Below are 23,086 nucleotides of genomic sequence, written 5' to 3'. Positions count from 1 at the left end.
TTGTAAATCCTTTCTTCTTGAAAATTCCTTGCCGTCAAAAAAATAAAGTGATGCTTAGCGCATCACTTTATTTTGCATACTCTACGGCTCGAGTCTCTCTGATTACTGTCACCTTAATATGACCTGGATAATCGAGCTCGTCCTCAATTCGCTTGCGGATATCTCGCGCCAGTCGATGAGCCTCAAGATCATTAATTGAATCCGGCTTCACCATAATACGCACTTCGCGTCCAGCCTGAATGGCAAATGATTTTTCAACACCTTCGTAGGACTCAGAAATTTCTTCGAGTTTTTCAAGTCTTCGAATATAATTCTCGAGCGTCTCACTTCTTGCGCCAGGTCTTGCAGCGGAAAGCGCATCTGCTGCAGCTACCAGCACAGCGATAATGGAAGTCGGCTCCTCATCCCCGTGGTGTGATGCAATACTGTTAATCACGACTGGGTGCTCTTTATATTTGGTCGCAAGCTCTACCCCGATTTCAACGTGGCTTCCTTCTACTTCATGGTCAATTGCTTTCCCGATGTCGTGAAGAAGACCCGCACGTTTAGCAAGCTTTGCGTCTTCACCAAGCTCCGATGCCATTAGACCGGCCAAGAATGCGACTTCCATGGAATGCTTAAGCACATTTTGACCGTAGCTTGTACGGAACTTTAAGCGGCCGAGGATCTTGATGAGATCTGGGTGGAGGCCGTGAACACCAACCTCAAATGTCGTTTGCTCACCCATCTCACGAATATAGTCATCGACCTCGCGGCGAGATTTTTCAACCATTTCTTCAATCCGTGCCGGATGAATACGGCCATCCTGAACGAGTTTATCAAGAGCAATTCTGGCTGTCTCACGTCTGATCGGATCAAATCCGGAAAGAATGACAGCTTCAGGCGTATCATCAATAATCAGGTCAATTCCTGTCAGCGTTTCAAGCGTACGAATGTTACGCCCTTCCCGTCCGATGATACGTCCTTTCATCTCATCATTTGGAAGATTGACAACTGATACCGTTGTTTCGGCAACGTGGTCCGCTGCGCAGCGCTGTAAGGCGAGTGAAAGAATGTTTTTCGCTTTCTTATCCGCCTCTTCTTTCGCACGGTTTTCAGTTTCTTTTGTCATGATGGCGATGTCATGTGAAAGCTCGTTTTCAACCCGCTCAAGAATGATTTGTTTTGCTTCATCACGAGTCAGACTCGAAATTCGTTCCAACTCTGACTGCTGCATACGAATCATCTCATCCACTTTGCTTTCCATCTCTTCAATATGTTGTTGTCGTTCATTCAGAGAATGATCTTTCTTCTCCAACATCGCTTCCCGTTTATCAATTCCCTCATGTTTGCGATCAAGGTTTTCCTCCTTTTGGAGTAAACGGTTTTCTTGTTTTTGAAGCTCATTTCGTCTTTCACGAACTTCCTGTTCAGCATCTATTCGAAGTTTGTGGATTTCATCCTTTGCTTCAAGCAGAGCTTCTTTTTTCAGTGCTTCAGCATCACGCTTCGCATCTTCAAGAATTTGCTCGGCTGCACCGCGTGCGCCCGCAATTTTCGCTTCGGCAATGGTTTTACGAACAAAGTAGCCAACAACTAAACCGAGTAGAATCAGCAAAATGGAGATGAGAACCATCATAATTGGGGTCATACTTTCACCTCCTCTTGCTATGAACTTGGTTGTTGCTTAAAAAGTGTCGGCATGTACATTGTCTAGTTTTCTCAACATACAGAACCTTCACAGGGAATGAGTGTGTTCATCGCCCTTGTCAAGTTTAAATGGTTTAACAATCATGTTAAAAAAACAAATGTTACAACTTCATTGTAAATGTGTCGGAAATACTTGTCAAGCTTGCCATCTTAACGTTTGCAGGCCAGTCTTCTTTTCACGTGCCGAATGCAATTCATCCAAAAGAAGATCGCCAATCATTCTTGATTCAGAAGCTGGTATATTTTATTGTTCACTTGGCCCAATTTAGCATTATTTTGAATGTTTGAGAACAAAATAACAATGGTTTGCCCAGATTTGCTAAAGCTGTTCAAGATATTGAAGCCCGGCATAACACCATGGTTTGAATAGCTTCCGGGAGCAACATAAAATCCCATGCCGTATGTGGAGCTGCTCCCTGGCGTAAACATCTTTTCATAGCTTTTTTGCGAATACAGTTTTCCGTCTATCAGCGCTTGGTCAAATTTGTACATATCTATAGCGCTCATATAAATATCACCCGCTCCATACAGCTGGGATAGATCAGGTATATACGGTGTAACTGTTTTGCTGCCCTCCATCTTATACCCGACAGCAGGATAAGGTTCTTTTTCATATGTTTTGTAAAAGCCTGCATGCGTCATTCCCGCAGGTTTAAAAATATGATTCTTTATGTACTGTTCATAGGGCTCACCGCTTACTTCAGCAATAATATAAGCGAGAACAGAATAGTTGGAATCCTTGTAGTCCCATACGCCCGGCTGACGTTTAATTCCCTGAAGTTCTATGTCTTTTATTAAATCGTCCGGAGTAATGGCGCCGTTTCCTTCAATATGTCCGTTTATCCCCGATGTATGTGTAAGCAGATTCTTCAAAGTAATGGTTTGTCCGTTAGGAAAATGAGGTAAATACGTACTTACCGGATCACTTGTCTGAAGTTTCCCCTTTTCCTCTAGCTGCAAAATAGCAGTTGCAATCAGCGCTTTTTGTGATGAACCGACATAAAAAGATGTCAATGGATTATTTTGAATGTAGTGTTTACGGTCAGCATAGCCAAAACCTTTATTTGTTACGATTTCTCCATTTCTGACAATCATGGCTGTTCCGCTGAAACCGATCTCTTCTAAATAATTGCTGATTTTTTGATTTCGATCCACTGTTTTGATTTGTTCCTCTGATTTTTTGGCAGTTTTCTTTTTGACCTCTTTTTTCTGATCGGTATTTGAAACCGCTGCAGTTTCTTGAGATGGCTTGTTTTCTTCACTATTTCGATGAAGAGCATTCCAAATCGTAATGCAAACCATCACTGCTAAAAGACCAAGCAACAGTTTTCCTCTTTTATTTAGTTTTCTCCGTCTGCGTTTCGCAGTTCTTCTGCGGGTTGGGCTTGTCATTCATTTTTTCCTCCCAAAATAAATTCCATTTTGCACACGTTTTGTTAGACGAATAAAGCCCTAAAAAAGTTGTCAAAAAAAGCAATATTTTTATCATTTTTTTGCAAAATACAAAAAAGCTGAGTTTTTCACTCAGCCTTTTGTATCATTTGAAACTTATTTTATTTTTATTCTTCAAATTCGAGTTCTTCTTGTGTCTCTTCAGCTTGCTGCTGCACTACTCCGTTATTATCCAAGCCGTAATGTTCGCGAATTTGCTCCTGGATCATCAGCATGATATCTTTATTTTCTTTCAGGAATTGTTTTGCATTTTCACGGCCTTGACCAAGACGCTCTTCTTCATAAGAGTACCATGAACCGCTTTTTTGCACGATATCAAGTTCAGTTCCTAGATCAATGATTTCGCCTTCTTTTGAAATGCCTTCTCCGTACATAATGTCAACCTCGGCTGTACGGAACGGCGGAGCCACCTTGTTTTTCACGACTTTGATTTTCGTTTTGTTCCCCATTACGTCGTTGCCTTGTTTCAGCTGTTCAGCACGGCGCACTTCAAGACGCACGGAAGAGTAGAATTTCAACGCACGGCCGCCAGGAGTTGTTTCCGGGTTCCCGAACATAACGCCGACTTTTTCACGAATTTGGTTAATGAAAATCGCGATTGTCTTCGATTTGTTAATGGCCCCTGAAAGCTTACGAAGCGCTTGAGACATTAAGCGTGCTTGTAAACCGACATGAGAATCTCCCATGTCGCCTTCAATTTCCGCTTTCGGAACGAGAGCGGCTACAGAGTCGACAACGACAATGTCAACTGCCCCGCTTCGAACCAATGCTTCCGCAATTTCAAGCGCCTGCTCGCCTGTGTCAGGCTGAGACAGTAAAAGCTCTTCAATGTTAACACCGAGCTTTTGCGCGTATACCGGATCTAACGCATGCTCCGCATCGATAAACGCGGCTTGTCCGCCCTGCTGCTGAACTTCAGCAATCGCATGAAGCGCCACAGTTGTTTTACCTGAGCTTTCAGGACCGTATACTTCAATAATCCGTCCGCGCGGATATCCGCCAATTCCCAGTGCTGTATCAAGGGCGAGGGAGCCGCTTGGGACAGTAGAAATTCTGGTATCTGTCTTTTCTCCCAGTTTCATAATGGAACCTTTGCCGAACTGTTTTTCTATTTGTTTAAGAGCCATATCTAAGGCTGCCTGACGATCACTCATTCTATTTTTTCCTCCTTTATGTTACCACTACATATACTATACCCTGTTTGAAGGGATTTGCCAAGAAAAAAGCGAACGCATATTCGGATTTTTTCTTGGCGTGATTCCTATCAAAATATCATAATGTATCAGAGAAATCATGTTTTCTTAGGAGGATAATGTGCTGAAAATATTATTTTTGCTCTAAAAGCTTTAAGATTAAATGGCAGCCGTATTTAGCGCCGCGTTTTCTGATTCCCGTTCTGGAGCCAGCAAAGTGAAACTCGTGAACCTCTTCTTTACCATTTGCGGAAATGCCGATAAACACATGCCCAGGCTCATGCCCTTCTTGAGCGTCAGGTCCTGCTACACCAGTAAAGCTAATGCCGATATCGCTGCCAGTGAGTTTTTGAACACCCTTAGCCAGTTCGGATGCGCACTCCTTGCTGACCGCCCCAAAACGATCTAATGTGTCCTTCTTGACACCAAGCACATTCTGCTTCACGTCGTTTGTATAGCAAACAACGCCCCCGGCAAATAATTTTGAGGCACCGCTATGATCCGTCAGCCATTCAGAAAACAGCCCTCCGGTAAAGCTTTCTGCCGCAGAAATTGTAATGCCTTTTTCCTTGCACGCTATAGATAGCTCTTTTACAAGAGAAGTATCATCGTAACCATAGAAAAATTCACCGACACGCTCTAAGATAACGGCCTCTGTTTCTTTTAACAGACGCTCTGTTTCCTTTTCATCGGCGTGTTTGGCTGTCAGACGCAGCGTCACCTCTCCATCAGCCGCCAAAGGCGCAATTGTCGGATTGGTTTGCGCATCAATAATATCTTCCAAATCGGCTTCAAGCTGAGATTCACCGATACCGAAAAAGCGAAGAACGGTTGACACAATTTTTTCATTTGAACCCATCTTTTTCAGCAGAAGAGGCTTTGCCTCGTTTTCAAACATTGGACGCAATTCGCTCGGCGGTCCAGGAAGAAGCATATAATAGCGCGATTCATGCTCTGTGAGCATTCCCGGGGCCATTCCAAAGTGATTCGCCAGCACGTCAGAGCCTTCGATCACAAGCGCCTGTTTTCGGTTATTAGGTGACATCGTGCGTTTTGTTCGTTTGAAATAGTCCTCAATGGATTGGAATGCCTCATCATTTAACACAAGCGGACGTCCCAGCGTATTTGCAATCGTTTCTTTCGTCAGATCATCTTTTGTGGGTCCAAGCCCTCCTGAAAAAATAATGAAGTCAGAGCGTTCTTCAGCAATGCGGATGACCTGCTTCAGCCGCTCCGGGTTATCTCCGACCGCTGTATGATAAAATACGTTGACCCCGATTTCAGCGAGCTGTTTGCTGATAAATTGAGCATTTGTATTGGCGATTTGGCCAAGCAGCAGCTCTGAACCGACTGCAATTATTTCTGCTTTTTTTGGAAATTCCATGACGAAGTCCTTCTTTCTTAGTTAGATGTTTTTAACGCTTCCCAGTTTTTAGAGAAATATTCCCAGCCTGAGACGACAGTAAAGAAGACGGCTACCCACAGCGCCAAGTCTGCAAACGGGAATGACACAAGTTCAAATGGAAGATTATGAAGAAGCAATGCGGATACCGCAATAATCTGTGCCCAGGTTTTGATTTTACCAAGCATGTTAGCAGCTACGACTTCTCCTGTTCCGGCTAAGACAAGCCTTAAACCTGTCACGGCAAACTCCCTGCTGATAATCACAATGACCATCCAAGCTGGAGCGAGATCAAATTGAACAAGGATAATTAACGCTGCGGATACCAGCAGTTTGTCCGCAAGCGGATCAAGAAATTTCCCGAAGTTTGTTACGAGATTCAATTTTCGGGCATAATACCCGTCCACCCAGTCTGTTGTAGATGCAATAATAAATAGAATGGCCCCCGCCAAATGTGCGACCGGGATCGATTCGTCTCCAACTTCGAGCCTGCCCCAGTCAAACGGCGCCAGCATGATAATCATGAAGATTGGGATTAATGCGATTCTAGCTAGTGTGATTTTATTTGGTAAGTTAAACATAAAGCCCCTCCAATTTCATACTCGGACGTGAAGAAAAGTCATCTGGTAATTAAGATGACTTTTCTTCCTTTTTATTTACAATCTTTATGGTTTGTGCCATCACTTTTTTCGGATCAAGTTCATATGAAAGAACCTTACCGTTGATTTTTATTTTCAGATTAGGTGCATATCCAGTGCGGATATCAACTTGTTTCTGGTCAGTTATGTCTTTTTTATAGGTTTCGTCTTTTTTCAGCGTTCCTTCTTTTAAAGAGCTGCTGTTTTCATCGCGCACTCGAATCCAGGAGCTGTCTGATGCCTTCAGTTCCAGCTCGATTTTATCAGCGCCGGACACTTCATAAGTCGTTAACGATCCTTCAGTGCCAGCAGCTTTAATCTCCAGCTTATCACTGTCATTTTCTTTTTTCTTATCTTCGTTTTCTTTCGTTTCTTTTTTAGTGTCTGTCTCTTTTTCAGAGCTGTTATTTTGATTCTCTTTCAGCGTTGAATCTTTAGGGATTTCGTACTTGCTCTCACTTTGCGTAATTGCTTTTTCTGATGCCGCATTGTGATCATCACTGTTTTTGTGATTGGCAAACTGAATGATCGCGTACACAATGGCAATCACGACAATCACGCCGAGAATAACAAGTATCGTTGGCAGCAGCTCCAGCGCCTTAGATGCTGGCTTTGGCATTTCCTTTTGAAGATTCATGCCGGAGATCTTTTCAGACACATCGTCATGATACGTATTAGGGATATCTTTTTTATGCTCCTCAAACAGCTGATCCGCATCAAGCCCAACGGCTTCTGCATATTGCTTGATGAATGCCCGAACATAAAACTTCCCCGGAATAATGTCATAGTTTCCTTCCTCCAAGGCGGTTAAATACCTTTTTTGAATCTTTGTTGCCGCTTGGAGATCATCCAATGACATTGCTTTTTCCTCTCTGGCTTCTTTGAGCCGGATTCCTAGTTCAGTCACAACAAACACCTTCCAATTTTAAAAATCAAAGCTTGAAAACCCGGATTGATCAAACATTTGGGGTTCCTCGGCATGTTCATATGTAATAACCTCATCAGGGTCATTTCTCAGTTCAATAATATAATCAAAGTCATCTAGTGTATACTCTGTATTTTGAACGAATATGTCCGGATGCTCCACCACTTTTGTTGCAGGCAGCCGCATGATTTCTCGGACCAGCTGGAGATGGCGTTCCGATCCTCTTCGTGTTGACACAATTCCGTCAACGATAAAGACATTTTCAGTGCTGTATTCATCGGCAATCAGCTGGCTTCTTATCGTCTGCTTCAGCAAGGTTGATGACACAAACAGCCACCTTTTGCTTGCACACACACTAGAGGCTACAATCGATTCCGTTTTCCCGACACGCGGCATACCTCTGATTCCGATTAATTTATGGCCTTCTTTTTTGAACAATTCGGCCATAAAATCGACTAATAAGCCAAGCTCGTCCCGTTCAAAGCGGAACGTTTTCTTGTCATCGGCATCCCGTTGAATATAACGGCCGTGGCGTACGGCAAGTCGGTCGCGAAGCCTCGGTTCTCTAAGCTTCGTTACTTTAATTGTTTCCATCGTTTTTAAGATTGATTCTAATCGTTTAATTTGATCTATATGGCGGCACCTGAGGAGCATTCCCCTTCTGGAAAGATCGACGCCGTTTATCGTTACGATGTTGATAGAAAGCATCCCAAGAAGAGATGAAATATCCCCGAGCAGTCCGGGGCGGTTCACTTGAATTTCATATTCAAAATACCATTCGAGCTTTGCCAAATGATATACCCCCTTCATTGTGGCAAAATTTTACCTTCCTTTATCATAAAGCATTTTTCTCTAATTAGAAAGAAGAATGTTGCTGTGATGAGGAAAACATAAAAAAGAGAGGAAAAATCCCCTCTCTTCCTAGTGAGTGCTGTTATTTTCAACAAGCTTAACCATCATATTGGCAATGGCGTGCTGTTCATCTTTTGATGCTACACTCCAAAGATCTGCCAGCACTTTTTCCTGCTCGTTCTTAGATTCCACTTCATTAGCCAAGTAGCTGCCGATTTCTGTCGCAAGATCTGTAATCGTATCCTGGCTCATACCTTTATCTTGCGCATAGTTCAGACGGTCGCCAAGGAAGTTTTTCCAGCTATCCCAGTTTTCTAATACTGACATGCTTGTTTCCTCCATTTCATGTGAAGTTACAAGATTATTGTGTCCTTCACAAAAGAAACTATACACCGAATATTTTCGTGTCAGCAGTGCCAGCCGCCATTCACCGACAGAATTTGGCCGGTGATATATGAAGCTTTTTCAGACAGGAGAAAAGCTGTTGCATCCGCAATTTCTTGCGGCCGGGCCAGCCGGCCGATCGGAATCTCATCAGCGATCTCTTCTTTTTCAGCCGCGGTGAATTGATTCATCATATTTGTATCAACTGCACCTGGCGCTACTGCGTTTACCCTGATTCCGCTTGGCGCCAGCTCCTTAGCCAATCCTTTTACAAATGAATGCTGAGCTCCTTTTGCCATGCTGTACAGTACTTCACAGGATGCTCCAGTCTCTCCCCAAATCGAGCTGACAGCCACAATCGCTCCCGATTTATTCCGAATCATGCCTGGCAGAAGGTTTCTCGTCAGCATATACGGACTCGCCACATGAAGCTGAACCATTTCCTGGACTGTTGCGTTATCTACATCCGTAATCAGCCCAAAATGGCTTCTTCCACTGTTTAAAACAATCGCATCAATCGGCTGACCAATTGAACTTGTCAGCTTATCTGCTCCATCTTGCGCGGACAGATCAGCTTTTAATATCTCCGCATTTACGCCAAACATCTGACTTAGTTTTTCAGCAAGCTCCGCTGCCGCGTATTGATTTGTATTGTAATGCAGCAGCAGATTGTATCCCTTAGCCGCAAGGGTTTCGCTGATGCTTTTGCCAATGCCGCCGCTTGCTCCGGTGATTAGTGCTGTTTTGTTCATCCTCTTTCCTTCTTTCCGCAGAAAAACACCCCTCACACTGGAGGGATGTTTTGTTTATGATTTAGGAACAACCTTGCAGACAGTCAGTCTGTCTGCAGCAATTTCCTCTTGTATTACGTTCTGGACATCCTCGAGGGTAATCTGCTCGAGTACCGTTACAACGTCAAACAGGCTCATATCCAAGAACGCATAACGGGTAAATTGATTGGCGATGTATTCAGGGGAATTCAGCGCTTTTAAGAATGTGCCGATCTTTTTCTTTCTGGCAAGTTCAATCTTTTCAGCAGTAATCAGTTCACCGGCGCGCAAAAGCATGCTTGAAATGTCTTCAGCTAACTGATCAGGCTCAGGCGTATCTCCGCCGATCGCCGCAAAACCGAACCCATATTCAGCAGTAAAATCAAAGCTAAACGTTTCGTCAATATATCCTTTTTCATAAAGTGATTCATACTGGGCAGAGCTTTTGCCAAAAAGAGCTTCAAGCAATAAGTTCATTGAAAGTTCATGCTTTAAGAGCTCTTTGCCTAATTTAAACGGATTTTTGGATTTCAGCCCAACAAGGCATTTCGGTCCCTGCACGTTCATTTTGATCTCTTTTTCTTTTCGGAAAACCGCTTCTTGCTCTTTCACTTCTTCCCGTTTGATCTCCGGCTGATCAGTATACGGCTTTTTCCCCTGGTTTTCTCTTACCTGAGAAATAATCGCTTCAGGATCTACAGGTCCGACAATGAAAAGGAGCATGTTACTCGGGTGATAAAACGTTTCATAGCATTCATAAAGAAGGTCTTTTGTAATGTGTGAAATGCTTTCCACTGTTCCCGCTATGTCAATTCTGACAGGATGCTCTTTGTACATGTTTTCAATGACCCCGAAGTAAAGTCTCCAATCAGGGTTATCGTCGTACATATTAATCTCCTGCCCGATAATCCCTTTTTCCTTTTCAACCGTTTTTTCAGTAAAATATGGGTCCTGTACGAAATCGATAAGCGTCTCTAAATTGCGTTCAACATTTGATGTGCTTGAGAAAAGGTAAGCCGTTCTTGTAAATGACGTAAACGCATTGGCAGAAGCCCCCTGTTTGCTGAAATCTTGAAAAACGTCTCCGTCCGCTTTTTCAAACAGCTTGTGCTCAAGAAAGTGAGCAATCCCGTCCGGCACGTGAACCATCTCGTTTTTACCTAAAGGGACAAACCGGTTATCTATCGAGCCGTACTTTGTTGTAAAGACCGCATATGTCTTGTTGAAGCCTTTTTTCGGCAAAACGTAAACATCAAGGCCGTTGGACATTTTTTCATGATACAGCGTCTCCTGAAGCTGTTCATATTCGATTGGTTTGATCAAGATGCACCCTCCGTCCCTTTTAAGAAATAAGTCGTATCAAGCTGAATCTTTTCGCCGGCTTTAATGATATCCTCTTTTGAGACTTTCTCAATATTGGCAAGAAAGTCTTCGATAGGAATCTCGACTTGAGCAGCGGCCTGCTGATATAAAAATTCAGTTAAACCGTATGCAGTATCAATCGTTTCCAGCACTTGGTTTCGAATGACGGCTTTTGTCTGTGCGATGTCCTGCTCACTGAAATCGCCGTTTTTCATTGCCTGGAATTGCTCAGCAATAATCGAAACCGCCTGTTCATAATTTTTCACTTCAATGCCTGACATCACCATTAACAAGCCTTTAAAACTTTCTATACGCGAAGCCGCGTAGTAAGCAAGACTGGCTTTTTCCCGAACATTAATGAAAAGTTTAGAATGAGAGAATCCGCCGAACAATCCGTTAAATACTTGTAAAGCAGGATAATCCTGATCTGTATAAGTGATGCTGGTGCGGTAGCCGATATTCAGTTTTCCTTGCTTGACATCCTCTTCATCAATTACTTCTTTTGGCTGAACTTTTTCATCAGCGTGATTGTTTTCAATCGTGCCAAGAGTTCGCTCTTCTGTTTTGAAATACTTATCAATTGCCAAATGTACCTGGTTACTGTCCACATCGCCAACTACATATAAATCAAGCTGGTCTTTTTGGATAGCGTTTTGGTATGTTTCGTATAATTGCTCTGCCGTAATGGCATCGACATCGTCGATTTCACCATTGACATGAAGCGCGTAAGGCTCATTTTTGCACATTTCCTGTATCAGCCTTAAATTCGAATAGCGCATTTTATCATCATAGACGGCTTGGATTCTTTGCTTAAGCGTCCGTTTTTCTTGAGCCACATATTGGGACTGAAAAGCATCTCCCTCTAAAGCAGGTGAAAAGACGATTTCTGCGAGAAGCTGGAGCCCTTTCTCAAGTAGCGGCGTTTGGTCTTTTAAATATTTTTCATTCGGAATTTCAAGCCTGAACGTAATGACGTGCCGCTCTCCTTTTTTCGTAAGATCAGCCGATACTGACGTGCCGTACAGCTCATCCAGGTATGAACGCAATTCTGCGGTTTTCGGATGGCTTTTCGTTCCGCGAAGAAGCACATGCGGGAGCAGCGCTCTTTTGGTGACTTGATCCTTTGTCAGCGGCGCAAGCATCTTAAAAATAAGCGAGACGGTTTTGAATTTTTCTGTTTCTACAATGTGTGCGGTTAAACCGCCGTGCTTTGATTTGAGTTCATTAACATATGACATATGGAACCTCCTTCGTTCATTTCTTCATTAGTATGTATTATGACCAATTTTAAGCATACGCAGAAACACTCTTTCATGTAATTATAGCAACTGTAGGATTTATAAGGAAACAATAACCTCCGCATACGGTATAGTAAGTTCTTTTTCAATCTCGACGATGGTTGGAACATGCAAGGGCGCGCAAAAGAAGACGGTTGGCTAGACCGTCCCTAAGTTTTTTTCTTCTTCTTCACTTTTTTTAGCATCTACAGTAAAGAGCACTAAAAATAAAGAAACGATGCTACAAAACGCCGAGAGTATGAAAATAATCCAGTTTGCATTAGACATTAATGCAGCAAAAACAGGTGGACCGAGAGCTACTCCTATAAAGCGCATGCTATTGTAGAAGGAGGAAATGGTTCCGCATTGTTCACTTTCAATCCCTTCGGTTATCAATGCATCTAAAGCAGGAAGAGCCATTCCAATCCCAATCCCGCCAAAGCTTAAAAAGACAAATAAAAAATAAAAACTGTGGTTCCACCACAAGGCAATAAATGAAAGGGTTAACAGAATCATTCCTGTAACAACGCAAAATTTCATTCGGCCTTTATCTTTACCGATCTTTTTGCCAGCTATAAAAGAACTGGTTGACAAAAACAAAAGTGGGATTGCCAGTAATCCGCCTTTAGCTACTCCGTCAATAGCATACTTGTTCTCCAGCGTATCTGATAAATAAAATAATACGCCAAATAACAAAAACATAATGACACATCCGATAATGAAGACCGTATAAAGCCAGCGACCATCCTGTTTAAAAATTTTCTTCACACTCTTAATAAACTCAGAAACAGCAGGCGCATCTTCATCTTCTTCAGGCTTGGCCACCAAAAACAATACGAGCAAAAAGCTGATCAAACAGAAAAACGGAATAAACCAAAACGGTACAAACCAATACCAAGAAGCCAGTAAGGCTCCAAGTATGGGACTCAGTACCTTCCCTGACGTGTTGGCGGTTTCAATATCGCCAAGACCGGCGCTGACCTTTTCATCGTCTCCTTTAAACAGGTCGCCGATAAACGGCATGACGATCGGAGCGGCACCTGCAGAACCAATGCCTTGAAGAACCCGCCCCGCCAAGATCATAGCATAAGGATTTTTCATATAGGTCGAGGCAAAAGCAGCTACCGCTCCCCCCAATCCTGCAATGAGGAGGCAAGGAAGCAATATTTTTTTTCTCCCGAAACGATCCGACAAATATCCGGCAATCGGAATGCAAATAATTGCTACTACTGAATATACAGTAATGATTAAAGACACTTGAAATGAAGTCACAGACAGCTTTTTCTCCATCATCGGAAGAACAGGAATCAGCATGGAGTTCCCGAGTGTCATCACAAGCGGGACGGAAGACAATGCAATAATATTTTTCATTCCATTTTTCTCTCTCAACATTTTCACCCATTCACTTTCTTGTCATCCCTTATATATTGCGTTAACCGGAATGAAAGTATGTACAAAGAAACATGAATCAGTGCAAATAAAAAAACAGACACATCAGGCGTCCGTTTTTAGAATCGTTTACGCAAAACATGAAATCTGAATTTATCTGCTCTAAAATAATTTAAAGAATAAAGCACCGGTTTATCGTGCTGATCGTAATGGGTTTGTTTTAACAGCAAAAGAGCTGTTTCCGGATCGCATTCAAGTACTGGAGAAATGGTATCGTGATAACCGATCGGTTCTATATCAGTTACTGCATAGCTGATTACGGAGCCTGAATTTTTCTCAAGCAGGTCAAACATAGATTCTTGCTGATGAGAAAAAGAATTCGGCAAAATATTCATCGGAATTTTGTCTATACAATACACAATCGGCTGTCCGTCAGCTGTCCTGACTCGTTCAAGGTAAAAAAGTTCTTGCCCTTCTGCCAAATGAAATCTCTTCGTATCATCTTCAGACGGCATAAGCACTTGTGATGATAGAAAAATCGTGCCAGGGGTCATATTCGCCTGTTCTATCATCTTGGTTACACTGTTCAGCTGTTCAATGCCCGAAAGAAATAACGGCTTAGAATGGACAAAAGTGCCTACACCATGCCTTCTGATAATCACATGCTCTTCTTCCAGTATCCGCAAGGCTTCTCTTAGCGTTGCTCTGCTGACACCAAGCTTTTTGGAAAGCTCAAATTCAGAAGGCAGCTTTTCCTTCTCAGTGTAGATCCCATTTTTTATATCCTCTTTAATTCGTTCAATTACTTTCAAATACAAGTGCCGATTATCAGCTTTTGTAGACATGTTTCCCCTCCGTAAACCACTTTCGATAAAAATTATTGAACAATTGGGACAACTATATCATGTTTTGTCGAAAAAATAAATAGAAAGGTGATTAGTTTACATAATGTTATTATTGACAACTATAGAAAGCAGAACTCCCTTCATTAAGAAGAGAGCTCATCATATTTCTCTTTTGATAATAATACTTCCCTAGGTTTGCTGCCTTCATACGGTCCGACAACACCGCGTTCCTCCATTGCGTCAATCAGGCGCGCCGCTCTCGTATAGCCGATTCTGAATCTTCTTTGCAGCATTGAAACAGATGCCGTCTGCATGCCGACAATTAATTCAACAGCTTCATCATAAAGTTCATCAGTAACCTCGGAATGAGTTTCTGTTGTCTCCTCAGGAATCATTTCTTCTTGATATTGCGCTTTCTGCTGCGTAATCACATGGTCGACGATCTTCTCCACTTCGTCATCCGACAAAAATGCTCCCTGCACACGGACAGGTTTGTTAGCCCCCACAGGTAAAAACAGCATATCGCCGCGGCCAAGAAGCTTCTCAGCGCCACCCATGTCAAGAATGGTCCTTGAATCCGTCTGTGAAGATACGCTGAACGCGATTCGTGACGGAATGTTCGCTTTGATCACCCCTGTGATAACATCCACCGATGGACGCTGTGTCGCAATAATGAGATGGATGCCGGCAGCCCGCGCCATTTGGGACAATCTCGTAATCGAATCTTCCACATCAGATGAAGCGACCATCATGAGATCGGCAAGCTCGTCCACAATGACAACAATATAAGGCAGCTCTGGCTGTTTCGCTCCTTCTTCATTGTTGGCGCGTTTTATATAATCATTGTATCCTTCAATATTTCGTGTACCCGTATGAGAAAATAATTCGTACCGCCGCTCCATTTCATTGACAACCTTTTTCAAAGCCTGCGACGCTTTTTTCGGATCGGTTACAACCGGAGCAAGCAAATGCGGAATCCCGTTGTAGACATTTAGCTCTACCATTTTAGGATCGATCATCATCATTTTCACTTCATGTGGTTTCGCGCGCATTAAAATACTTGTAATAATGCCGTTGACACAGACACTTTTCCCGCTACCGGTTGCGCCTGCGACCAAAAGGTGGGGCATCTTGTTTAACTCAGCCAATACAGCTTCACCTGAAATATTGCGGCCGAGTCCAATTAACAGCTTTGCATCCGGTCTGTCATTCAATTTAGACTCCAGCACTTCCTTCAGCGAAACCATTGCCACTTCTGCGTTTGGAACTTCAATTCCGATTGCTGATTTGCCTGGTATAGGCGCTTCGATCCTGATATCCTTCGCAGCAAGCGCAAGCGCTAAATCATCGCTTAAATTGACAATTTTGCTAACCTTCACTCCGACATCAGGATATACTTCATATTTTGTTACGGCCGGTCCGAGATGAACCTGTGTGACTTTCGCCTTTACGCCAAAGCTTTGGAATGTTCGTTCAAGCTTTCTCGCATTTTCATAAATATTCTTTTTATCAGCCTGCTGGCCGGTATGCTTCGGATCTGCCAGCAAATCCAGTGACGGCATCTCGTAATCCTTATTTTCGAGCTCAGTAAAGGTCATAGGAGGAGCAGAAACAGTTTCCTGATCACCTGTCTCCGGTTTGATGTCCTGAAGCGGCTTCGACACAGGTTCGGGGCGCTTTTCTATAACTGGAGACTCTTCCTCTTCATTACGATCAGAAAAGCTTGAGATAATCGGCTCTGAATGAATAAGAGGCGATACTATTTCATAATCCCCCTCTTCATCAGGAGGCTCCGGTTCCATTTGCTGTTTTTTGCGGGCCGGTTTTTGTTTTTTGCTCGGCGCTTTCGTTTTTTTCGATGACTGCATATTTGATTTGAAGGATTTCATATCATCAATAAATGCTAACCATTGTTCTTTTATAAAACGTCCAATCGGGCTCATCCACTTTTTTAGCGTTTCTTGTAGCGAGCGTCCTGTTACTAAAATCATTCCCATCAAAATCATGACAATTGCCATGATCTGAGAACCAGTCGACGCAAACAAAAAGTGTGAAGCCGCAAACAGCAGCGCACCGATCATCCCTCCGCCTAAATCAGGTGAAGCAGAGCTGCCATTCATATCCATTAAAAACAATTCCCACGTATTGCGCACCACGCTTGCAGACTCAATAGACCCTTTGTGCGTCAAATTTTTAAATAGCTGCACGTGAGAAAGCAGCAATATGCTTGCGATAATACAGTACAACCCGGCCTTTCGTCTCGTTAAAAGGCTTGGGGTTTTTTTCTTCCAAAACAGTGAGACTCCTAACACCAATAAACCTAACAAGCATAAAATAAACCACTCTCCAGCAAAAAAGCGGAACAAATAGATAAACGTTTGCCCGACTACCCCCAGCTGCAAGATTGCGATAATTGAAATGGCTATACACAGCAATCCGTTGAGCTCGTATTTTATATTGAGCTGTTTCGCCTGTTTTTTTCTTGATTTTCGTTTTTTCTTTGCCACACTCATCACCTTACTGCGTTAAAAAATGTAAGTTCATACATAATGAAGAAAGCAGCCGTTTACAGGCTGCGTTTTTTCTGTAGGATTCCCCTATTATAGCATATTTTGCCCTTAAAAAAGGGTTGGATTCTTATACGTTTAATTTCAGCTTTTGTCCGGGTGAAATGTCCGGATGCAGAAAATGCATTGGGTTTGTGCTCATAATTTGAATGACTTCCGCTTCATTTCCTTTCATTTCGACTAGAAGCGGTACACCTTTATATTCAATTTGCTCATGTGCGCTCGTTTCTTGGTTCTGTTCTGCAAACACAATTTCCTGCGGCATCACGGTATACAGAATCATTGGATCATCCGTCCTTCTTCTTTCCTTGCTTCGTCGATGAGCTCATTCAGTTTATTGATTGCCTGTCCGACACCGCCTGCGTGATCGATCAATCCGTATTTAACTGCATCCTTACCGACTACATTTGTTCCGATATCGCGTGTTAAGTTTCCTTTTGAAAACATTAGCTCTTTAAACTTCTCTTCGGTTATATTGGAATGGCTTGTCACAAATTTAACAACTCTTTCTTGCATCTTATCCAGGTATTCAAACGTTTGCGGCACCCCGATGACCAGCCCGGTGAGCCTAACGGGATGAATCGTCATCGTTGCTGTTTCGGCGATATAGCTGTAATCACAGGATACAGCAATCGGAACGCCGATGGAATGCCCCCCGCCAAGCACGATAGAAACGGTCGGTTTCGATAAAGATGCAAGCATTTCCGCTATGGCAAGACCAGCTTCAACATCTCCTCCGACAGTATTTAATATGATCAGCAAGCCTTCAATTTTGGGATTTTGTTCAATTGCCACAATCTGCGGGATGACATGTTCATATTTTGTTGTTTTGTTTTGCGGAGGAAGCTGAACATGGCCTTCAATTTGTCCGATAATGGTCAGACAATGAATATTTGTATCTTGGGGCAGCTGCGGAAGCGTCGTTTCACCAAGCTGCTGTATTTTATTCATAATGCTGTCCTTCGCATCATTTTTTTCAGGACGCTCTTCTTCTGTGTTTTCCATACGATGATCCATCTCGCTTTCATCCTTTCCGAGTTTCTCTTTGTATTATGAACAAAGATACTTCATTCAATCCCGGCTTGAAGGACAAAAAATAAAGACCGGAGCAGCTCCGGTCTTTATTCAGTCATTATACTTCCATAATAATTGGGATGATCATCGGTTTACGTTTCGTTTTTTCATAAAGGAATTGGTTCAAAGCATCCCGCATTGCCTGCTTCAGCGTTGACCATTCGACATTTGATGTTTCAGTCGCTTCTGTCACGATGGACCGGACAAGCTCAGTAGCCTGTACGATAAGACCTTCAGACTCTCTTACATAAACAAAGCCGCGAGTGATAATTTCTGGTCCTGATACAAGATGTTTCTTTTGTTTATCAAGTGTAATGACAACGATTAAAATTCCGTCCTGTGAAAGCAAGCGGCGGTCTCTCAATACGATATTGCCGATATCACCGACACCTAAACCATCAATTAAAATATTGCCGTAAGGAACTTTATCCCCAATTTTTACGTTTTGGCCGCGGAATTCAACGACGTCGCCTTTTTCAATTAAGAAGATGTCACTGCGCTTCATGCCGGTTTCTTCAGCGATTTTTGAATGAGCTTTTTGCATTCTGTATTCGCCGTTTACAGGAATCAAATATTTTGGTTTAAGCAGGTTGATCATCAGCTTTAACTCTTCTTGTGAGCCGTGGCCTGATACATGAACACGCTTTTGGGCAAAGATGACTTGTGCACCGGCTCTCGCAAGAAGATCTACTGTTTTAGAGTAAATGAGTTCCTGCCCGGGAATCGGAGTTGACGCAATGACCACCGTATCCCCTTCTTCAATGTTCAGCTGTTTGTGAGCTTTGTTTGCCATTCTTGTCAAAGCAGCTAATGGTTCACCTTGGCTTCCGGCTGTAATAATGGCCACTTCGCGCTTCGGATATTTTTTGACATCCTGTACAGAAATAAACAATTCATCATCTGCTTCAATGTATCCTAACTTTCTCGCCAGCTGCAGGACAGATTGAAGATTTTTTCCGGCTACGGCAATCTTTCTGCCATTTTGAGCCGCTGCATGAATGACTTGCTGAATCCGGTTAATATTGGATGCGAAAACAGCAATAATTACCCGGTTCTCTGAATTATACAGCGCATCAGAAATTTCTCCGCTGACAGCCGCTTCCGAAGGGGTGTAACCCGGCCGTTCCGCATTTGCACTGTCAGAAAGCAGAGCGAGCACGCCGCTATTGCCGATCTTGGCGATCTCGCCAATGTCGCATGTCTGATTAAGTGCAGGTGTTTGGTCAAATTTGAAGTCTCCCGTGCATACAATAGATCCAAGTGATGTTTTAAAGCTCACACCTACAGAATCAGGAATGCTGTGAATCGTTCTAAAGAACGATACTTTTGTTGATTCAAATGTAATGACAGATTTTGAGTGAATTTCTCTTAAATCAGTTTTTCGGTTATGTCCGTATTGTTTTAATTTCTCTCTTAACAGTGCAAGCGTCAGTTTTGTTCCGTACACCGGAACGGACAGCTTGTTTAATAAGTAAAAAACGCCGCCGATATTTTCATCGTGCCCGTGCGTTAAAAAGATTGCCTTGACGCGGTCAGCCCGTTCAATCAAATATGATATGTCAGGAATCACTACATCAATACCGAGCATTTCGTTTTCTGGATGCATAAGGCCGGCATCAACGACAAATATGTCTGAGTCAATTTCAATGACATAAAGGTTCTTCCCAATCTCTCCGACACCGCCAAGGGCGATAATTCTAACGTTTTCTGTATTTTTCTTTTTCAAAATCTATATCCTCCTAGTCTCATACCCGTCCATCATCACTTGTTCCTATTATAACTGAAAGTAAATTTAGAAAACAAGATAAAGCAGAAGGTTTAGGGAAAACCAATATGTAAAAGAAACGGTCAAACTCAGCTGAATGTGAGAATGACCGCGTTTGTTTCACTGTATGAAATTTTCTTACAGTTCGCTGATCGTGCTGCTTAAGCTCAGACGTTCATCCTCAGTTAACGGGACTAGAGGCAGACGCACAGAACCGACATCAAGACCTCTCAGCTGAAGCGCTGTTTTGACTGGAGCAGGATTAGGCGCTTTAAACAGTTCCTTCATAATCGGCAGCAGTTTCTGATGGATCAGTGCCGCATTAGCTGTTTGCCCATTCGTATAATTTTTGATCATTTGCTGCATATCAGAGCCTGCAATATGGCTCGCCACTGATACAACTCCTCTTCCTCCAACTGAAAGAATAGGAAGCGTCAGAGCGTCATCCCCTGAATAGACATAGAAATCTTCCGGTGTTTCAGCAATTATTTTTGTAATCGCTTCGAGGTCTCCGCTCGCTTCTTTAATCGCAACCACATTCGGAATGTCCGCCGCCAAACGGATCGTCGTTTCAGGAGCAAGAGAAGCAACCGTACGGCCAGGAACATTATAGAGCATAACCGGAAGAGATGTCTCTGCCGCAATTGCTTTAAAATGCTGGTACATTCCTTCTTGAGAAGGTTTATTGTAATACGGGGTAACAAGCATAACAGCGTCCACGCCCGCTTCCTCAGCTTTTTTTGTCAGCTTAATGGAATCTTTCGTGTTGTTGCTTCCAGTACCAGCGATAACGGGCACCCGTCCGTTTACTTCTTTTACTGTATATTCAAAAAGCGCAATTTTTTCTTCAGTTGAAAGGGTCGGAGATTCTCCAGTTGTTCCCGCTACTACTAAAGAATCCGTTCCGTTTTTCAACAAGTAATCAATCAGTGTAGACAGTTTTTGAAAGTCTACGTTCCCTTTATTGTCAAAGGGTGTAATCATCGCTGTAGACACATTTCCGAAATTCATTTTATTCACCTCATCATGATTCAATCACATTTACTTCGAAAGTTCAAACACTTCATGCAAAGCGTTTACAGCAGGAACCATATCCGCTTCATGGACGAGCACCCATATCGTCGTATGGCTGTCAGCCGACTGAAGGATCGGAATTTCTTTTTCTGAAAGAGCCGATACAATTTTGGACGTAACACCGGGAACACCCATAATGCCCGCGCCGACCGCCGATACCTTCGCGCAGTTTCTCGTCACCATTGGATCATAGCCCATATCCATTAAAATACGCTGAGCTGTTTCTGTTTTATTTCCGGCTACCGTATAGACGATTTCACTAGGTGTAATGTTAAAGAAATCGACACTGATTCCAGCGTTTGCCATAGCCTTGAACACTTCAGTCTGAACATTATACTGGCCGATTTTCGCAGGCACTTTGAACTGCGTGACATCTTTGACATGTGCGATTCCCGTAATCAGCCTTTCAAAAACATCACTGCCGACCTTGGAAGAGTGATGTGATGTCACCAATGTACCTTTATCATTCGAATAAGTCGACCGGACGCGGATCGGAACCTTGGCCTGCATTGCGATTTCCACCGCACGCGGATGAATGACCTTGGCCCCCTGATACGCCAGGTTGCAGATTTCCGTATACGTCACAACAGGAAGCGGTTTTGCATTTTCCACCACTCTTGGGTCAGCAGTCATCACGCCTTCTACATCGGTGAAAATATCGATGTATTCCGCATCAACAGCTGCTCCGAGTGCGGCTGCAGACGTATCGCTGCCCCCTCTGCCGATTGTAGTTGTATCACCCTTTTCAGTTGCGCCCTGGAAGCCTGCGACGACTACCGCATCATGATTGGCGAGCACACTGAATAAACGCTCCGGTTTCATTTCAATGATTTTCGCATTGGTATGCTGATCATTCGTTAAAAAGCCAGCCTGAGCCCCTGTCAGCGCAGCTGCTTTCACACCGTTATCAAGCAGCATGCTTGTAAAGACGACAGAGGAAATAGTCTCTCCGCAAGATAAAAGCAAATCCTGTTCCCTAGGAGAAATCGCTGACTGATCGCCGTAAAGCAGCCCGAGCAAAGAATCTGTTGCATACGGGTCTCCTTTTCGGCCCATCGCTGAAACGACAACGACAACCTTATATCCTTCACTGATTGCTTCTTTAATATGCCCTAAAGCCAGTTTGCGGCCTTTATCATCTTTTACTGATGTTCCGCCGAACTTTTGAACAATTATCTTCACTGTTTTCACTCCAAATTATTCGGACGTAACAGAAGAGAGCAGGCTGATAGCGCCTTACTCTCTTCTATTCGTCTTTAGAAAATTCTCTCTTTTATACGAGGTTTAGTTTTTTCAGGCTTTCTGCAATTTGAACAGAGTTCCATGCCGCGCCTTTTAATAGGTTATCAGAAACAACCCATAAATGAAAACCGTTTGCTCTGTCCAAGTCTTTACGGATGCGGCCCACAAACACATCGTTTTTGCCGACAGCATCAGCAGGCATCGGATAAAGCTGCTGGCTTGGATCATCCTGAAGTGTCACGCCCGGAGCTTCTTTCAATAGATTTTTAATATCTTCAACTGTAGCGTCATCACGGTCTATTTCGATGTAGACGGACTCTGAGTGCCCAGTTTGGATTGGCAGTCTCACACATGTAGCCGCTACTTGAAGGTCAGGCATGTGCATGATTTTTTTCGTTTCATTTATCATTTTCATTTCCTCAAACGTATAGCCGTTATCTTGGAATTTATCGATTTGCGGAATCGCGTTGAAGGCGATTTGATAGTGTTTTTTGTCACCTTTTACAGGCATGATCTCAGGCTCTATTTCTTCTTTATTTAAAATCGCCTGCGTTTGGCTGTAAAGCTCTTTTACAGCTTCATTACCCGCTCCTGATACTGCCTGGTAAGTTGATACGATGACCTTTTTTAAGCCATATGCTTTGCGGATCGGTTCAAGTGCCGCAACCATTTGGATTGTAGAGCAGTTTGGATTGGCAATAATGCCGTTGTGTTCATGCAAGTCTGCCTCATTCACTTCTGGCACAACAAGCGGTGTATTTTCATCCATGCGGAACGCGCTCGTATTATCTATAACAATAGCGCCGCGTTTTACAGCTTCTGGTGCCAATGCTTGTGATACGCTTCCGCCGGCGCTGAACAAAGCAATATTTACCCCTTCAAAGCTCTCAGGAGAAGCTTCCTGAACAGTCAGCTCTTGGCCTTTAAACGTGACTTTTGTCCCCGCAGAGCGTTTTGAAGATAGCAATGTAAGTGTGTCCATTTCAAAGTTTCTGTCTTCAAGTGTTTTAAGCATTTGTTGTCCCACAGCCCCTGTCGCTCCGACAACAGCTACGTGTAAACCTCTTCCCATCTGTAAAACTCCTTCCGCCAATCAGCTTCATTGAATTGATTTGACTATGATTTTACGTTTTATTTTACCATAGAATATGCGGGTGATGACCGAATTTTTTAGTTTGGGAAAGAT

20 protein-coding genes are annotated in these 23,086 nt (G+C 43.1%); all 20 read right to left on the bottom strand.

What is annotated here, in order from left to right:
* Window positions 1-67 precede the first annotated feature (67 nt).
* On the bottom strand, window positions 68-1,630 hold the full coding sequence (rny, locus tag WA279_RS06735) for a ribonuclease Y (protein ID WP_003221010.1): 1,563 nt from the start codon (window positions 1,628-1,630) through the stop codon (window positions 68-70).
* 275 nt (window positions 1,631-1,905) lie between these two features.
* Window positions 1,906-3,081, bottom strand: a complete 1,176-nt coding sequence (locus WA279_RS06730; protein ID WP_336154744.1) for a serine hydrolase domain-containing protein — start codon at window positions 3,079-3,081, stop codon at window positions 1,906-1,908.
* A gap of 167 nt (window positions 3,082-3,248) precedes the next feature.
* On the bottom strand, window positions 3,249-4,295 hold the full coding sequence (recA, locus tag WA279_RS06725; protein ID WP_003245789.1) for a recombinase RecA: 1,047 nt from the start codon (window positions 4,293-4,295) through the stop codon (window positions 3,249-3,251).
* 172 nt (window positions 4,296-4,467) lie between these two features.
* On the bottom strand, window positions 4,468-5,718 hold the full coding sequence (locus tag WA279_RS06720; protein ID WP_122894525.1) for a competence/damage-inducible protein A: 1,251 nt from the start codon (window positions 5,716-5,718) through the stop codon (window positions 4,468-4,470).
* Between the two features lie 17 nt (window positions 5,719-5,735).
* Window positions 5,736-6,317 (bottom strand): CDP-diacylglycerol--glycerol-3-phosphate 3-phosphatidyltransferase, encoded by a 582-nt coding sequence (pgsA, locus tag WA279_RS06715; RefSeq protein WP_003244753.1) that lies wholly within the window; start codon window positions 6,315-6,317, stop codon window positions 5,736-5,738.
* Window positions 6,318-6,366: 49 nt separating this feature from the next.
* The gene (gene rodZ / locus WA279_RS06710) at window positions 6,367-7,281 is read right to left on the bottom strand and encodes a cell shape determination protein RodZ (protein ID WP_021479276.1); all 915 of its coding nucleotides are present in this window, start codon (window positions 7,279-7,281) and stop codon (window positions 6,367-6,369) included.
* Window positions 7,282-7,299: 18 nt separating this feature from the next.
* Window positions 7,300-8,091 (bottom strand): DUF3388 domain-containing protein, encoded by a 792-nt coding sequence (locus tag WA279_RS06705; protein ID WP_003220998.1) that lies wholly within the window; start codon window positions 8,089-8,091, stop codon window positions 7,300-7,302.
* Window positions 8,092-8,220: 129 nt separating this feature from the next.
* Window positions 8,221-8,478, bottom strand: a complete 258-nt coding sequence (locus tag WA279_RS06700; protein ID WP_003245199.1) for a DUF3243 domain-containing protein — start codon at window positions 8,476-8,478, stop codon at window positions 8,221-8,223.
* Window positions 8,479-8,558: 80 nt separating this feature from the next.
* Window positions 8,559-9,287, bottom strand: a complete 729-nt coding sequence (gene ymfI, locus WA279_RS06695; RefSeq protein WP_336154743.1) for an elongation factor P 5-aminopentanone reductase — start codon at window positions 9,285-9,287, stop codon at window positions 8,559-8,561.
* Between the two features lie 54 nt (window positions 9,288-9,341).
* Window positions 9,342-10,628, bottom strand: coding sequence for an EF-P 5-aminopentanol modification-associated protein YfmH (gene yfmH / locus WA279_RS06690; protein WP_003244823.1), 1,287 nt, complete (start codon window positions 10,626-10,628; stop codon window positions 9,342-9,344).
* Window positions 10,625-11,905: an EF-P 5-aminopentanol modification-associated protein YfmF gene (gene yfmF / locus WA279_RS06685; RefSeq protein ID WP_336154742.1), complete on the bottom strand. Its 1,281-nt coding sequence runs from the start codon at window positions 11,903-11,905 to the stop codon at window positions 10,625-10,627. Before yfmF ends, yfmH begins: the two co-directional genes overlap by 4 nt.
* 198 nt (window positions 11,906-12,103) lie before the next feature.
* Window positions 12,104-13,315: a bacillibactin exporter BcbE gene (gene bcbE / locus WA279_RS06680; protein WP_031600514.1), complete on the bottom strand. Its 1,212-nt coding sequence runs from the start codon at window positions 13,313-13,315 to the stop codon at window positions 12,104-12,106.
* A gap of 137 nt (window positions 13,316-13,452) precedes the next feature.
* The gene (locus WA279_RS06675; protein ID WP_003245732.1) at window positions 13,453-14,178 is read right to left on the bottom strand and encodes a GntR family transcriptional regulator; all 726 of its coding nucleotides are present in this window, start codon (window positions 14,176-14,178) and stop codon (window positions 13,453-13,455) included.
* 143 nt (window positions 14,179-14,321) lie between these two features.
* On the bottom strand, window positions 14,322-16,685 hold the full coding sequence (gene spoIIIE, locus WA279_RS06670; RefSeq protein WP_336154740.1) for a DNA translocase SpoIIIE: 2,364 nt from the start codon (window positions 16,683-16,685) through the stop codon (window positions 14,322-14,324).
* A gap of 130 nt (window positions 16,686-16,815) precedes the next feature.
* The gene (tepJ, locus tag WA279_RS06665; RefSeq protein WP_003231871.1) at window positions 16,816-17,028 is read right to left on the bottom strand and encodes a TepA modulator TepJ; all 213 of its coding nucleotides are present in this window, start codon (window positions 17,026-17,028) and stop codon (window positions 16,816-16,818) included.
* Window positions 17,025-17,762 carry a translocation-enhancing protein TepA gene (tepA, locus tag WA279_RS06660; RefSeq protein ID WP_003245712.1) on the bottom strand — a complete coding sequence of 246 codons (738 nt, stop codon included), beginning with the start codon at window positions 17,760-17,762 and terminating at the stop codon, window positions 17,025-17,027. The genes tepJ and tepA overlap by 4 nt, the downstream gene beginning before the upstream one ends.
* Window positions 17,763-17,877: 115 nt before the next feature.
* The gene (rnjB, locus tag WA279_RS06655) at window positions 17,878-19,545 is read right to left on the bottom strand and encodes a ribonuclease J2 (protein WP_014476833.1); all 1,668 of its coding nucleotides are present in this window, start codon (window positions 19,543-19,545) and stop codon (window positions 17,878-17,880) included.
* Between the two features lie 177 nt (window positions 19,546-19,722).
* A complete protein-coding gene (gene dapA, locus WA279_RS06650; protein WP_014476832.1) occupies window positions 19,723-20,595 on the bottom strand; it encodes a 4-hydroxy-tetrahydrodipicolinate synthase in 873 nt (290 codons plus the stop codon).
* 30 nt (window positions 20,596-20,625) lie between these two features.
* Window positions 20,626-21,840, bottom strand: coding sequence for an aspartate kinase (dapG, locus tag WA279_RS06645; protein WP_015483233.1), 1,215 nt, complete (start codon window positions 21,838-21,840; stop codon window positions 20,626-20,628).
* A gap of 91 nt (window positions 21,841-21,931) precedes the next feature.
* Window positions 21,932-22,972, bottom strand: coding sequence for an aspartate-semialdehyde dehydrogenase (asd, locus tag WA279_RS06640; RefSeq protein WP_336154738.1), 1,041 nt, complete (start codon window positions 22,970-22,972; stop codon window positions 21,932-21,934).
* Window positions 22,973-23,086: the final 114 nt, after the last annotated feature.

This window comes from Bacillus sp. 204(2023), assembly GCF_037027505.1.
Classification (GTDB): Bacteria; Bacillota; Bacilli; order Bacillales; family Bacillaceae; genus Bacillus; species Bacillus subtilis.
This window is presented reverse-complemented; position numbering and strand designations above follow the sequence as displayed.

What these genes read in the sequence shown, in the direction of transcription:
- recA (WP_003245789.1), bottom strand. Translation starts at nt 4,295, where the DNA reads ATGAGTGATCGTCAGGCAGCCTTAGATATGGCTCTTAAACAAATAGAA.
- bcbE (WP_031600514.1), bottom strand. Translation starts at nt 13,315, where the DNA reads ATGAAAAATATTATTGCATTGTCTTCCGTCCCGCTTGTGATGACACTC.
- WA279_RS06720 (WP_122894525.1), bottom strand. Translation starts at nt 5,718, where the DNA reads ATGGAATTTCCAAAAAAAGCAGAAATAATTGCAGTCGGTTCAGAGCTG.
- WA279_RS06730 (WP_336154744.1), bottom strand. Translation starts at nt 3,081, where the DNA reads ATGACAAGCCCAACCCGCAGAAGAACTGCGAAACGCAGACGGAGAAAA.
- tepA (WP_003245712.1), bottom strand. Translation starts at nt 17,762, where the DNA reads ATGGATCATCGTATGGAAAACACAGAAGAAGAGCGTCCTGAAAAAAAT.
- tepJ (WP_003231871.1), bottom strand. Translation starts at nt 17,028, where the DNA reads ATGATTCTGTATACCGTGATGCCGCAGGAAATTGTGTTTGCAGAACAG.
- ymfI (WP_336154743.1), bottom strand. Translation starts at nt 9,287, where the DNA reads ATGAACAAAACAGCACTAATCACCGGAGCAAGCGGCGGCATTGGCAAA.
- WA279_RS06675 (WP_003245732.1), bottom strand. Translation starts at nt 14,178, where the DNA reads ATGTCTACAAAAGCTGATAATCGGCACTTGTATTTGAAAGTAATTGAA.
- rny (WP_003221010.1), bottom strand. Translation starts at nt 1,630, where the DNA reads ATGACCCCAATTATGATGGTTCTCATCTCCATTTTGCTGATTCTACTC.
- asd (WP_336154738.1), bottom strand. Translation starts at nt 22,972, where the DNA reads ATGGGAAGAGGTTTACACGTAGCTGTTGTCGGAGCGACAGGGGCTGTG.
- pgsA (WP_003244753.1), bottom strand. Translation starts at nt 6,317, where the DNA reads ATGTTTAACTTACCAAATAAAATCACACTAGCTAGAATCGCATTAATC.
- dapA (WP_014476832.1), bottom strand. Translation starts at nt 20,595, where the DNA reads ATGAATTTCGGAAATGTGTCTACAGCGATGATTACACCCTTTGACAAT.
- yfmF (WP_336154742.1), bottom strand. Translation starts at nt 11,905, where the DNA reads ATGTCATATGTTAATGAACTCAAATCAAAGCACGGCGGTTTAACCGCA.
- WA279_RS06700 (WP_003245199.1), bottom strand. Translation starts at nt 8,478, where the DNA reads ATGTCAGTATTAGAAAACTGGGATAGCTGGAAAAACTTCCTTGGCGAC.